This window comes from Tardiphaga sp. 20_F10_N6_6, assembly GCF_052076045.1.
Classification (GTDB): Bacteria; Pseudomonadota; Alphaproteobacteria; order Rhizobiales; family Xanthobacteraceae; genus Tardiphaga; species Tardiphaga robiniae.
The window spans coordinates 2,173,107-2,185,852 of record NZ_CP197239.1; the positions used below are offsets into that span (position 1 = coordinate 2,173,107).

The following is a 12,746-nucleotide window of genomic DNA, read 5'->3' on the forward strand; positions in this document are numbered from 1 at the left end:
AACGGGGCCAAATCCCCGTCCAAGGGAGAGAACACGACACATGGCTGAACCAGCCCGCGCGCGGCCGAAACCGACACCGGAAACCCAGCATTATTGGGACGGCGCCAAAGCCGGCGAACTCCGCCTGCAGCGCTGCGACGATTGCAGCAATGTGTATTTTCCGCCGCGACCGTTCTGCCCCGGCTGCGCCTCGCGCAAGGTGTCGGTGTTCAAGGCCTCGGGCAAGGGTTTCCTCTACAGCTACGTCATCAATCATCGCCCCGCTGCGCCGGGCTTCACGCCGCCTTACGCGATTGCCGTGGTCGAGCTTGAGGAAGGTCCGCGGCTGATGAGCAACATCATCGATTGCCCGCAGACGCCCGAAGCGCTCGAACTCGACATGAAGCTCGAGGTCGCCTTCGAGAAGCTCGACGACGCCATCACCCTCCCCGTATTCCGTCCGGCGAAGGGCTGAGATCATGCGCAGAAACGCAGTCGCCGTTGTCGGCGCAGCCGAGACCACCGAGCTCGGCGTCATCCCGAACATGTCGCAGCTCCAGCTTCACGCGGATGCGGCGCTCAACGCCATCAAGGATGCCGGGCTGAAACTGTCCGACATCGACGGCATCGCCACAGCCGTCGAGACACCGCAGCAGATCGCGCATTATCTCGGCATCACGCCGACCTGGGTCGACGGTACATCCGTGGGCGGTTGCTCCTTCATGCTGCATGTTCGCCATGCGGCCGCCGCGATCGAAGCCGGCCTGTGCAAGACCGTGCTGATCACACATGCCGAGTCCGGCAAGTCGATGATCGGCAAATTGCCGCGCTCGATTCCGGCCGACAGCCTGCAGGGCCAGTTCGAGGCGCCTTATGGCGTCTACGGTCCGCCAAGCATGTTCCCGATCCCCGTGCTGCGCTACATGAAGACGCACGGCATCACCCACGAGCAGATTGCCTCGGTCGCGGTGTTCCAGCGCGAATGGGCCGCGAAGAATCCGCGTGCGATGATGAAGGCGCCGATCACGGTCGAGGACGTGCTGAACTCGAAGATGATCGCCTATCCGTTCCGCATCCTGCAATGCTGCCTCGTCACCGATGGCGGCGGTGCGCTGATCCTGACCTCGGCCGATCGCGCCAAGGATTTCCCGAACAAGCCGGTCTATATTCTCGGCACCGGCGAGAGCGTGGAAACGCCCATGGTCAGCCAGATGAAGACGTTCGATTCATCGCGCGCCTTTACCGTGGCCGGACCAACCGCGTTCCGTGAGGCGGGGATCGCGCACAAGGACGTCGATCATCTGATGATCTACGATGCCTTCGCGCATCTGCCGCTGTATGGTCTCGGCGATCTCGGCTTCATGCCGCATGAGGAAACCGGCAAGTTCATCGCCGACGGCAACACCCGCCCCGGCGGCAAGCTGCCGATGAACACCAATGGCGGCGGCCTCAGCTATATGCATTCCGGCATGTACGGCATGTATGCGCTGCAGGAGAGCGTGCGACAAATGCGCGGCATCGCACCGGCGCAGGTGCCGGGCGCGAAGATTTCAGTCTGTCACGGCGTCGGCGGCATGTTCGCCGCGTCGGGCACGGTGATTTTTACGAACGAGAAGTAACTCACCCTCGGTGTCATTGCCGGGCTTGACCCGGCAATCCATCTTCTTCGGAAAAAGGCATCTCGCGAAGACAGATGGATACGCGGGTCAAGCCCGCGTATGACGACTGAGAATATTTCGCCAGAATTCACCACCAAAGGAAAACCCACATGGCATCTACCAAATCACTCGACGGCAAGGTCATCGTCGTCACCGGCGCGGGTCGCGGCATTGGCCGGGGCATCGCGCTGCTCTGCGCCGCTGAAGGCGCCAAGGTCGTCGTCAACGATCCCGGCGTCGGCACCGACGGTTCGGGCGGCGACGGCGCGGCACCGGCCGAACAGGTCGTCGAGGAAATCAAAGCAGCCGGTGGCACCGCCGTTGCCAACTTCGAGTCGGTCGCCGAAGCGATCCCGGCCAGCAAGATCATCAAGCAGGCCGTGGACACCTACGGCAAGATCGACGGCGTGGTGAACAATGCCGGCATTCTGCGCGACGCGATCTTCCACAAGATGTCCATCGATGCCTTCGAGATGGTGATCAAGGTCCATCTGATGGGCTCGTTCTACACCTCGCACGCCGCCGCACGTTACTTCCGCGAGCAGAACTCCGGCTCGTTCGTGCACTTCACCTCGACCTCCGGCCTGATCGGCAATTTCGGCCAGGCCAACTACTCGGCCGCCAAGCTGGGCATCGTCGGCCTGTCGAAGTCCATCGCGCTCGACATGGGACGCTTCGGCGTCAATTCGAACTGCGTCTCGCCCTTCGCCTGGAGCCGCATGATCGGCAGCATCCCCACCGAGACCGAAGCCGAGAAGGCCCGCGTCGAGCGCATGCAGCGCATGGGTCCGGAAAAGATTGCACCGCTGGTGGCGCATCTGCTCTCCGACGACGCCAAGGAAATCTCCGGACAGATCTTTGCCGCCCGCATGAACGAGATCTTCCTGATGGGCCAGTCGCGCCCGCTACGCTCCATCCACCGCGCCGAAGGCTGGACCCCGCAGACCCTTGCCGAGCACGGCATGCCGGCGCTGAAGTCGTCGTTCTACAAGCTCGACCGTTCGGCTGACATTTTCAGCTGGGATCCGGTCTAAGCGTCTAATCGGCTCGCGGGAGCATCAGTCCCGCGAGCCGATTTCTACAACCCAGAATTTAAAACGAAACAATATTACTCAAATAGCTATGCATAGCGGTCTTATCTGACCCGAGATCGCGCTAATTTCGTCATAAAGAATTCAAACGCCGGCCAAGACCGGCTATGTCACCAGCAATCAACGGGTTTGACGTCACGCATGTGCGGACGAAACCGCATTTGCTGGACGAACATCATGACAGATCACGCGGGCGCGATGCCCTCCGCGGCCATGCCGCATTCCAAGCCGCTGAATTCCCCCGCCCGCGTTCTGCTGGCGAGCCTGATCGGCACCACGATCGAATTCTTCGACTTCTACGTCTATGCCACCGCCGCGGTGCTGGTGTTTCCAAAACTGTTCTTCCCGGCCGGCAACGACACCGCCGCGCTGCTCGCGTCCTTCGCGGTGTTCTCGATCGCGTTCTTTGCGCGTCCGTTCGGCGCCGTCGTGTTCGGCCATTTCGGCGATCGCGTCGGCCGCAAGACCACGCTGGTCGCAGCCTTGCTGACCATGGGCATTTCGACCGTGCTGATCGGCCTGCTGCCGACTCACGCGCAGATCGGCCTCGCAGCACCGCTTCTGCTGGTGCTGTGCCGTTTCGGCCAGGGCTTTGGTCTCGGCGGTGAATGGGGCGGCGCGGTGCTGCTCGCCACCGAGAACGCGCCGGAGGGCAAGCGCAACTGGTACGCCATGTTCCCGCAACTCGGTGCGCCGCTCGGGCTGTTCCTGTCGTCGGGCACGTTCTTCATCCTGCTGCATTTCGTCTCGCCGGAAACGTTCCTGAGCTGGGCGTGGCGCGTGCCGTTCCTCGCCTCCATCGTGCTGATCGCCATCGGATTGTGGGTGCGCCTGTCGATCACCGAGACGCCGGAATTCCAGAAGGCCATCGAGAAGGCCGAGCGCGTTGCCGTCCCCAGCATGGAGCTGCTGCGCAAGCACAAGCGCAGCCTCGTGCTCGGCACGCTGGTCGGTCTGATGACCTTCGTGTTCTTCTATGTCTGCACGGCCTATCTGCTGTCCTACAACGTCGGGATCGCGAAGATGTCGCTGCTCGATGCGCTCAAGGTGCAGATCGCCGGCGCCGTCGCCTTCGGCACCACCAACATCCTGGCCGGCCTGCTCGCCGACAAGATCGGTCGCCGCACGCTGCTGATCGCCAATTGCCTGATGGTGATCGTGTTCTCGTTCTTCCTGGCGCCGCTGCTGTCAGGCGGCGTGGCGGGCATCTATGCCTTCGCGCTGATCGGTCTGGCGATCTTCGGCATCAATTACGGCCTGATCGGCGCCGCACTCGCGGCACCGTTCCCGACCACCGTGCGCTATACCGGCGCGTCGATGACGTTCAATCTGGCGAGCATCTTCGGTGCCTCGCTGGCGCCTTATATCGCCACCTGGCTGCAGGCGAATTACGGGCTCGCTTACATCGGCTATTACGTGCTTGCCGCCGCGGTGATCACACTCATCGCGATCTTCGTGTCAGACAAGCACGAGGTTTGAGCGCGCTCGCATGACGATCTCAAAGGGGCAGCGCTGGCGCTGCCCCTTTTGTTTGTCAGTTCGACGCCTGCTGCCGCTTGAGTTCGTTGCGGGCGGCGTCGCGCTCGAATTCGCCGTCGCCCCGGCACACCTCGGCGGCCTGTTTCAGATAGGGCAGCGCCTCCTGCGGCTTGCGCTTCACCATCAGATACTGACCGAGATAGAACGACACGCCGCAAGGGCCGAAGTCGTCGTCGAGCGGCATGTTCTTCATTTTGGCGAGCATCTCGTCGCGGGTCATCTGGCCGAGATAGAGCGCCACCATCGGCCACGGCCAGCCCTTCCGATCGAGCGTGTCGGTGTTGCGCTTCAGCTCGCCAATATCGTAATCGCCGCTACGCGCCCGCGCGATGTAGCGCAGCAGCTTGCCCAGTTCGTATTGCGGCGTCTTCTCGACCACATCGCCGAAGTCGGCGGCAGCCTCGGCGAAATGTCCCTCGATGAAGTTCATATGCGATCGCCGGTTACGGGTGTCGGGATCGTCCGGCCTCAGCTTTAGCGCCGCGTCCAGGTCCGGGATCGCGCCGGCAAAATCGCCCTTGCGCGCAAAGGCGATGCCGCGGTCAACATGGGCGCCGACGTCGTTCGGATCGCCGGCCAGAACGACGTCGAAATCCGCGATCGCGCCGTCATTGTCGCCCCGTCGAATCCTGACGTCAGCGCGACCACGGTGGGCATAGGTGTCGCCGGGCTTGATCTGCAGCGCAGCGTCGTAATCGGCCAGCGCCTTGCTAAAGTCTTTCTTGGCGGCACGGCTGTTACCGCGCAATGCGAACGCCGCATAGTCTTTCGGATCGACGCGGATGGCTTCCGAGAAATCTGCGATCGCGCCATCGATGTCGGCCAATCTCTTGCGCAACATTCCGCGTCCACGATGGTAGGACGAATTGCCCGGCTGCAGGCGAATCGCCTTGTCATAATCGGCGCGCGCCCGCACGAAATCGCCCTTGGATTCATAGGCGCTCGCCCGCGAGCCGAAGCCCGAGGCGTAAGTGGGATCGAGGGCGATCGCCTTGTTAGCATCCGCGATAGCCAGATCGAATTCGTCGAGGCGGTTGTGGACCATAGCGCGCGCGCCATAGCCTTTCGCAAAATCAGGATTGAGTGCGATGAACGCAGTAAAATCCGCGCGCGCCGCCTCCATATGGCCGAGTTCGAAGTTCCCGATGGCGCGAAGGCGAAGCGCTTCGGAGCGCTCGGCATCCGTTGCGCCGGGACGATCGATGATATCGCTACAGCCTGCGATCATCCGCTGATCCATCGGCGGGCGACATCCATTATCCGCGTGCGCTGACAATGATGTGGCGAACAGCAATGCTGCAGAAGCGACTGCAACACATATGTGACAGCGAAACGATGACATGGAACCGCGCATCAAATGAGGGCTTTGGTCTTGGTCGCGCGGAACTATCAAAACGTTCACTGCGCTGCGATGCGCGCTTGTGCACCGCCATGACCGCGCGGCAGCATCGAATTGTGTAGCATCCCCGTCGCAACGGTATTTAAACTCCCGGCAACGGCTGGAGAAAACCAGAAAAGCCGGGAGGACGACGATGCCAACTCAGCTCACGCAAGACTCTGCTCACCCCGCCGCAATATCCAACTCACTCAGTCGCAGAAATATCCTAGGCAGCGCCGCTGCATTGGCAGCGACGACGCTGATCGCACCCGATGCGCTGGCGCGAAATTTCAACCGCGGCGCGGAACCGCAGCGCTATCCCGATCCCGATATCGTCGTCATCGACGCCAATCGCTTCAAGGCGAGAGTCGGCAACACCGTCATCAAGCGGCTCTATACGGGCTGCCTGTGGGCGGAGGGACCGGCGTGGAATGCACAGGGTCAGTATCTGATCTGGAGCGATATCCCTGCCAATCGCCAGTTGCGTTATCTCGACGATGACGGCCACATCTCCGAGCGCTTCCGCTATCCATCCGAGGAGAGTAACGGCAATTCGTTCGACACCGAGGGCCGCCAGCTTTCCGCGCAGCGCACGCGCCTCGTCCGCTTCGAGCACAATGGCAGCGTCACGACGCTCGCCGAACAGGCCAACGGCAAGCCGCTGAACGGGCCGAACGACATGGTGGTCAATCCCGTCGACAAGGCGATCTGGTTCACCGATCCCGGCTACGGCGCCATCAATCTCTATGAGGGGCAACGCGCAGCGGCGGGCGTCACGCAGCCGCACCAGAAGGAAGCGGTGTACCGCATCGATCCCACGAGCGGCCAGGTGAACAAGGTCGCCGACGATCCGTTCAAGCCGAACGGCCTCGCGTTCAGTCCGGACTACAAGAAGCTCTATGTCTGCGACACCGGCATCACGCATTATCCCAATGCCAAGAATGCGGTGTGGCAATACGACGTGGACGGCGGCAAGCTCTCGAATGGCAAGCCGCTGATCGACATGACGCTGGATGGCAAGTCCGGCTTCCCTGACGGGCTGCGCGTCGATACCGAGGGCAATATCTGGGTCGGCGCCGGCTGGGTTGGCGAGGGCTATGACGGCGTGCAGATCTTCGCGCCGGACGGCCAGCGCATCGGCCAAATCAAGCTGCCGGAGACCTGCGCGAACGTGTGTTTCGGCGGCAAGAAGCGCAACCGGCTGTTCATGACGGCGAGCCAGTCACTCTATGCGGTCTATGTGGAAACGCAGGGCGCGCATTTCTGTTGAGGGACCCACGTCGCAGCCAGCGGCTTCGCGCGACTCTCTCCACGTCATGCCCGGGCTTGACCCGGGCATCCAGCTTTGCTGGCAAGCAACGGAGAAGATGGATGGCCGGGTCAAGCCCGGCCATGACGTAGGGATAGGACGTAGCGTCTCGACGACTACCCGCTATTCCGCAGCCCCGCCGAGATGCCATTGATCGTCAGCTGAATCCCGCGCAGCACCTGCTCGTCCGGATTATTCGCACGGTGCTCTTTCAGCAGCTCGACCTGCACATGGTTGAGCGGATCGAGATACGGGAAACGGTTGCGGATCGAGCGATCGAGCAGCGGGTTGTTTTGCAGCAAGCGCTCCTGCTCCATAATATCCAGCAGCGTCTCGATGCACAGATGCCATTCGCCGCGGATGCGGCCAAAGATGGTCTCGCGCAGCTTTTGGTCGGCGACAAGCTCAGCATAGCGCGAGGCGATGGCGATGGAGCTCTTGGCCAGCACCATGTCCATGTTGGACAACAGCGTGCGGAAGAACGGCCATTCGCGGTGCATCTCCTGCAGGAACGCCATGCCCTTGTCGGGATGATTGGCGAGCCAGGCATCGATGGCGCTGCCGAAACCGTACCAGCCCGGCAGCATCAACCGGCATTGCGCCCAGGAGAACACCCAGGGGATGGCGCGGAGATCCTCGATGGCGCGGGTCTTCTTGCGCGAGGCCGGACGGCTGCCGATGTTCAGCGTCGAGATCTCGTTGATGACGGTGGATTCCCAGAAGTAATCGACAAAGCCTTCGGTCTCATAGACCAGCCCGCGATAGGCCTTGAAGGCCAGTTCGGAAATCTCCTCCATGGCTTCGAGATATTCGCGGCGCGGCGCGCTGTGCTTTGGCGCCAGCAGGCTTGCTTCCAGCGTTGCAGCGGCGAGGATTTCCAGATTGTTGCGGCCGACCTCGGCGTTGGAATATTTGCTGGAGATGATTTCCCCCTGTTCAGTGATGCGGATCTGCCCATCCACCGCGCCGCCGGGCTGCGCCAGGATCGCATCGTGGCTCGGGCCGCCGCCGCGGCCCACAGAGCCGCCGCGGCCGTGGAACAGCCGCAGCCGGATGTGATGCCGCTCGAACACTTCGATGAGCTCGATCTCGGCCTTGTACAGTTCCCAGCCGGAGGTGACGAAGCCGCCATCCTTGTTGCTGTCGGAATAGCCGAGCATGACTTCCTGCACCGCGCCGCGGCTGTCGACCAGCTTGCGATAGTCGTGCAGCGAGAACATGCGGTCCATGATGGCTGCAGAGGCCTGCAGATCCTCGATGGTTTCGAACAACGGCACGATGTTGATGCCGCTGCGGCCGGAGCAATCGACGAGCCCGACCTCCTTCAGCAGCACTGCGACTTCGAGCATGTCGGAGACGCCCTTGCACATGGAGATGATGCATTGGGGGATTGCCGCCGCGCCGAATTTCGCATGAACCTGCGCCGCCATGCGGAATAGCGCCAGTTCGCCCAGCGTTTCCTCGCTGTATTTGACGAACAGCGAGCCGAGCGGCCGCGCGTTCTTCAATTCGTTCGTCAGCAGCGCAATGCGCGCTTCCTCGCCGAGCGCGAGATAGGACGTGCCGGGCATCGCGGCATCGATCAGTTCGGCGACGGTGCGCTCATGCACAGCGGAATTCTGCCGGATGTCGAGACTGGCAAGATAGAAACCGAAGCAATCCACCGCGCGGCGCAATTGGCGCAACCGGCCGCGGGCGATGACAGCGGAATTATCAGCGATCAGCGAACGATCGAGCACGTCGAGATCGGCCTTGAACTCCTGCGCCGATGCGTAAGCCGGGGCATCGCCCACGGCCGCGCGGCGGTTCGGCAATTCGAGCGCATGGGCCGTTGCCGCCATGCGGGCATAGACGCCGGAGATCGCCAGACGATAGGGCTCGCCGGCGCGGTGCGGCGATGGATCAGGGGAGCGTTCGGCCAATGCGCGCAGCTCATCGGAGACATCGGCGAGATGCGCCGCCATCGACAGCTCCGCGCCCAGCGCGTGAAGTTCGTCGAGATAGAAGCTGAAGGCGCGCCTGCTCTGCAGCATCATGGTGCCGCGCATCACATCTGCCGTGACGAACGGATTGCCATCGCGGTCGCCCCCGATCCAGCTGCCCATGCGCAGGAACGAGCCGAGTTCGGCAGCGCCGCCCTGCGCGCGCAGGCTGTCTTCCAGCACACAATGCAGCCGCGGCACTTCACGCAAAAACGTATAATCGTAGAACGACAATCCGTTGGCGACCTCATCGAGCACCGTCAGCTTGCTCCGGCGCAACAGATTGGTCTGCCACAGCGTCACGACGGCGCGGCGCAGCTGTTCCTCGGACGCCTCGATCTCATCGGCGGTGAGCTGCATGCGCTCGCGCCGGTCCAGCAATGCCGCGATTTCCATTTCGCGGTCGATGGTGCTCTTGCGGCGCACTTCGGTGGGATGCGCGGTCAGCACCGGACTGATCAGCGCCTGTCCGAAGAACTTGCTGAGCAGCGCCGCATCGATGCCGGCCTCGCGCGCGCGCTTCACCGCATGGGCCAGCGTACCCGATGCATTGGCCGCATTCGCGCGCTGCGCCCGCATCCGGCGGATGTTGTTCTGGTCCTCGGCGATATTGGCGAGATGGGAGAAATAGCTGTAGGCGCGAACGATGCGCACGGTCTCGGCGATCGACATGCCGTCGAGAATGGCTTCGAGTTCACGCCGCGCCAGCTTGTCCTCGTCGCGGTGAAAACGGACCGAGGTCTGCCGGATATTCTCGACCAGGGCGAATACCGCCTCGCCTTCCTGATCCCGCACGGTGTCGCCGAGGATACGGCCGAGCAGCCGGATGTCCTCGCGCAGCCGGGCATCGGCCTCCTGGTGAGCAGGATCGTCACCGCGCTGGGATGCGGGTTCTTCGGTGGACAGGGTCAGGGACACAAGGACGCTCCAGGAAGTTGCCGGCGCCCCATTTGGTCGCAAGTCATGCTGCGACGCAAGACGAAGTTGCAGCGCCCAGCAGTGTCCCGGAACTCAGCTTCGTGGCTTTACCTTACCTAAGATCCGATCCGCCTCGGTGCGCCAGTCCGCGCTGCGCGCGAAACCCGCCTCGCCCTTGGTGCCGAACAGCCCGTCATCGGCGAGATCCGCGACCCAGCCCTGCCGCTCGGCCGTCCCCTCCGCCGACCATGGCGTGAGGCCGATCTCACGCACGGTCTCGGCGACCTCACGGACTTCCTCGCTGCGGCGGCGGCCATGTTCGATGACGCGCTGAAAGAAATAGGCGCCCTGCTTCTCCCAGTCGATGCTCGGAAACGTCTCGACCAGCGAGGCGATCACCGCGTCCTCGACGCCATAGGCGCGCGCGGTCGTAAAGCTCTCGATCACCATGGCCTCGAGGCCCTTGATCATGATGCTGCGGCACATTTTGGTGGCCGAGGCGACGCCAAGCTTGTCGCTGGCGACTTGCGCATCGAAGCCGATGGCGTTGAGCAGCGGCGCGAGATCGCGCGCGCCGGTGCCGCCGAGCAGCAGCGGCACCCTGATGCGGTATGGCGGGATGGAGGTCATGACCGCGCCCTCGACATAGCGGCCACCTGCGCCGTCGATCAGTGCAGCCGCACGCTGCTTGGCGCCGGGCGATGCCGAGTTGAAATCGAGAAACCACGCCTGCGGCTTCAGACCGCGCACGCAGGCCTGCGCCGCCGGCACCGTCTGGCTCGCGGTGACAGCGCAGACGATGAAGTCCGCGCGCGAGGCGAGATCGGCATGCGAGGATGCGAGCGTGACGCCATGGGTCTCCGCATGGTCCCTCAACGGCCCGGCATCTGCGCCGTCGAGTTTGAGATCATAGGCGCTGACTGACATCTCCTGCTTGCGCAGGTCTTCGGCGAGAATGCGCCCGACTTCGCCATAGCCGATCAGGCCGACGTGCCACTGGTTCGAACGTTCAGTCATATTGCTTACTGGACCTTGATGTTTGCCGCCTTCAGCACCGGCCCCCATTTGTCCGCTTCGGCATGCATGAACTTGTCGAAGTCGGCGGGCGAGGAACCGACCGGCGTGGCATCGATCTTCTTCAACGCCGCTAGCACCACCGGATCCTTCAACGCCGTCACCAGATCCGCATGGATCTTCGCCACGACATCGGCCGGCATGCCGGCAGGTCCGAGGAATCCCCACCACACCGCCGTATCATAACCGGCGACGCCGGATTCGGCGACCGTCGGCACATTGGGCAGGGCCGCCGAGCGCGTCGCCGTCGTCACGGCCATGGCACGCACCGCGCCGCCTTCGAGCTGGCCGACGATCTCGGGCAGCGGATTGATGCTCATGGGAATGTCGCCGGCAATCACCGCGGTGAGCGCTGGCGCACCGCCCTTATAGGGGATCGAGACGATCTTGGTGCCGGCCATATGGTTCAGCAATTCACCGGCGAGATGCGCCGAGGTGCCATTGCCGGACATGCCGTAGGACAGCGAGTCCGGCTTGGCTTTCGCCTGCGCCAGCAACTCCTGCAAATTCTTGGCTGGATTGTCCTTCGACACCACGATGGCCAGCGGCGAATAGGCGACTTCGCTGATCGCGGTGAAATCCTTGAACGTGTCGTAGGGTAGCTTCGGATAGAAGAACTGATTGAGCGGGTGACCCGATGCGACAAGGATCAGCGTGTAGCCATCGGGCGGCGACTTCGCGAGCGCCTGCGAGGCGATGATGCCACCGGCGCCCGGACGGTTGTCCACCACGGGCTGCTGGCCCCAGGTCTTCGACAGCGACTGCGCAAAGGTCCGCGCCAGCACGTCGACGGCGCCGCCTGCCGCATAGGGCACCAGGATCGTCACCTGCTTGCTCGGAAACGTCTGGGCGTGCAGCGACGGGCTGGTGAAAGACAGCAGCGCAGCCGCCGTGGCGATGGCCAGTTTCATGGGCGCAAGCAAGGAAACAGGCAAAGACACGGGCATGGATGGTCGTCCCTCTTGTAATATCGCGCAACAATCTCGTGTCGTTGCTACTTGATATGGCTACTTGGCTGTGGTCGCAGCGCGCAGTCCGGATCGTGCGATGGCCGCATCGACCAGTCCCTGCGCCTTCACATCCTCGGTGAATTTGCGGACAAATGCCATCCCCTCGTCGCGCCCCTTGGGGATCGCGATGGCATGCCGCTCGACGCCCCAGCGTCCCTCCAGCACCTTCGCCCCCGGCGCCTGTTCTGCGAGTTCAAACAGCGTCGCCTTGTTGGTGGCGAACACATCGATGCTGCCGGCCATCAGCAGGCCGGGCGCAAGCCTGATGGCCGGCACGCGAACGACCTCGGCATTCTTCAAATCGCGTGACAGAACCGCGTCGGATGAACTTCCGGCGGTGACGCCGACGTGGACGCCTTTGACATCGACATCATCGGGCCCCGCAACCCTGGACTCTTTCGCGACGAGATACCCAAGATCACTTTCCAGATAAGACGGGCCGAAATCCATGTCCTTCGCACGCGCGGCCGACGCATTGGTGAAGGCGGCATCGACGGCGCCTGTCTTCACCGCTTCGAGAACCTCGGCATTCCTGGAGAACACCACCGGCTCATAGGGCACGCCCAATTGCCGCGCGAGCTCCTTGCCGAGATCGTAACCGACACCACGCGGGCCTTCGGTTTGCGATACGAGAATAGACGTCGGTGTTCCCGGATAGAGCCCGACACGCAGCTTCCCGCTTGGAGCGAGGATCTGCTTCGGTTCGAGATCGACGGCGACTGCAGGACCGACAAACGCTGCCACCAGGAGAGCGATCGCCGCGATCTGCGCGGCAAGTTTGTTTCCAATCATTGCCACGCGCATCATC

Annotated in this window: 10 protein-coding genes; 5 read left to right on the forward strand and 5 right to left on the reverse strand. The window is 62.9% G+C overall.

Translation table 11 applies throughout. The features are described from left to right. The first annotated feature begins 40 nt into the window (after positions 1–40). The 4 genes from AB7813_RS10630 (at position 41) to AB7813_RS10645 (ending at position 4,207) form a co-directional block, all read left to right on the forward strand. Complete coding sequence (locus AB7813_RS10630; RefSeq protein WP_120291263.1) at positions 41–454, forward strand: Zn-ribbon domain-containing OB-fold protein; 414 nt, start codon at positions 41–43, stop codon at positions 452–454. Between the two features lie 4 nt (positions 455–458). Then, positions 459–1,598: a thiolase C-terminal domain-containing protein gene (locus tag AB7813_RS10635; protein ID WP_439059239.1), complete on the forward strand. Its 1,140-nt coding sequence runs from the start codon at positions 459–461 to the stop codon at positions 1,596–1,598. Between the two features lie 149 nt (positions 1,599–1,747). Beyond that, positions 1,748–2,671 carry an SDR family NAD(P)-dependent oxidoreductase gene (locus AB7813_RS10640; protein ID WP_093756564.1) on the forward strand — a complete coding sequence of 308 codons (924 nt, stop codon included), beginning with the start codon at positions 1,748–1,750 and terminating at the stop codon, positions 2,669–2,671. A 234-nt stretch (positions 2,672–2,905) separates the two neighbouring features. Then, positions 2,906–4,207: an MFS transporter gene (locus AB7813_RS10645; RefSeq protein WP_175366507.1), complete on the forward strand. Its 1,302-nt coding sequence runs from the start codon at positions 2,906–2,908 to the stop codon at positions 4,205–4,207. 55 nt (positions 4,208–4,262) lie between these two features. On the opposite strand, the gene AB7813_RS10650 is transcribed toward AB7813_RS10645, so the two are convergent. Beyond that, positions 4,263–5,495 (reverse strand): tetratricopeptide repeat protein, encoded by a 1,233-nt coding sequence (locus tag AB7813_RS10650; RefSeq protein ID WP_439083111.1) that lies wholly within the window; start codon positions 5,493–5,495, stop codon positions 4,263–4,265. A gap of 304 nt (positions 5,496–5,799) precedes the next feature. On the opposite strand from AB7813_RS10650, the gene AB7813_RS10655 reads away from it, so the two are divergent. After that, the gene (locus AB7813_RS10655) at positions 5,800–6,915 is read left to right on the forward strand and encodes an SMP-30/gluconolactonase/LRE family protein (protein ID WP_439083110.1); all 1,116 of its coding nucleotides are present in this window, start codon (positions 5,800–5,802) and stop codon (positions 6,913–6,915) included. Between the two features lie 155 nt (positions 6,916–7,070). Here the strand turns inward: AB7813_RS10655 and ppc are convergent, their stop codons facing one another. From ppc to AB7813_RS10675, 4 genes are all read right to left on the reverse strand, one after another. Next, a complete protein-coding gene (gene ppc, locus AB7813_RS10660; protein WP_439084216.1) occupies positions 7,071–9,848 on the reverse strand; it encodes a phosphoenolpyruvate carboxylase in 2,778 nt (925 codons plus the stop codon). Between the two features lie 99 nt (positions 9,849–9,947). Beyond that, complete coding sequence (locus tag AB7813_RS10665) at positions 9,948–10,871, reverse strand: DUF1932 domain-containing protein (protein WP_439083109.1); 924 nt, start codon at positions 10,869–10,871, stop codon at positions 9,948–9,950. Between the two features lie 5 nt (positions 10,872–10,876). Continuing rightward, the gene (locus AB7813_RS10670; protein ID WP_439064444.1) at positions 10,877–11,875 is read right to left on the reverse strand and encodes a tripartite tricarboxylate transporter substrate binding protein; all 999 of its coding nucleotides are present in this window, start codon (positions 11,873–11,875) and stop codon (positions 10,877–10,879) included. A 60-nt stretch (positions 11,876–11,935) separates the two neighbouring features. Further along, a complete protein-coding gene (locus AB7813_RS10675; protein ID WP_439083108.1) occupies positions 11,936–12,742 on the reverse strand; it encodes a transporter substrate-binding domain-containing protein in 807 nt (268 codons plus the stop codon). Between the last annotated feature and the right edge of the window lie 4 nt (positions 12,743–12,746).

Coding starts and splice junctions, on each gene's coding strand:
- AB7813_RS10630 (WP_120291263.1), top strand. CDS start 41: ATGGCTGAACCAGCCCGCGCGCGGCCGAAACCGACACCGGAAACCCAG.
- AB7813_RS10635 (WP_439059239.1), top strand. CDS start 459: ATGCGCAGAAACGCAGTCGCCGTTGTCGGCGCAGCCGAGACCACCGAG.
- AB7813_RS10640 (WP_093756564.1), top strand. CDS start 1,748: ATGGCATCTACCAAATCACTCGACGGCAAGGTCATCGTCGTCACCGGC.
- AB7813_RS10645 (WP_175366507.1), top strand. CDS start 2,906: ATGACAGATCACGCGGGCGCGATGCCCTCCGCGGCCATGCCGCATTCC.
- AB7813_RS10650 (WP_439083111.1), bottom strand. CDS start 5,495: ATGATCGCAGGCTGTAGCGATATCATCGATCGTCCCGGCGCAACGGAT.
- AB7813_RS10655 (WP_439083110.1), top strand. CDS start 5,800: ATGCCAACTCAGCTCACGCAAGACTCTGCTCACCCCGCCGCAATATCC.
- AB7813_RS10665 (WP_439083109.1), bottom strand. CDS start 10,871: ATGACTGAACGTTCGAACCAGTGGCACGTCGGCCTGATCGGCTATGGC.
- AB7813_RS10670 (WP_439064444.1), bottom strand. CDS start 11,875: ATGCCCGTGTCTTTGCCTGTTTCCTTGCTTGCGCCCATGAAACTGGCC.
- AB7813_RS10675 (WP_439083108.1), bottom strand. CDS start 12,742: ATGCGCGTGGCAATGATTGGAAACAAACTTGCCGCGCAGATCGCGGCG.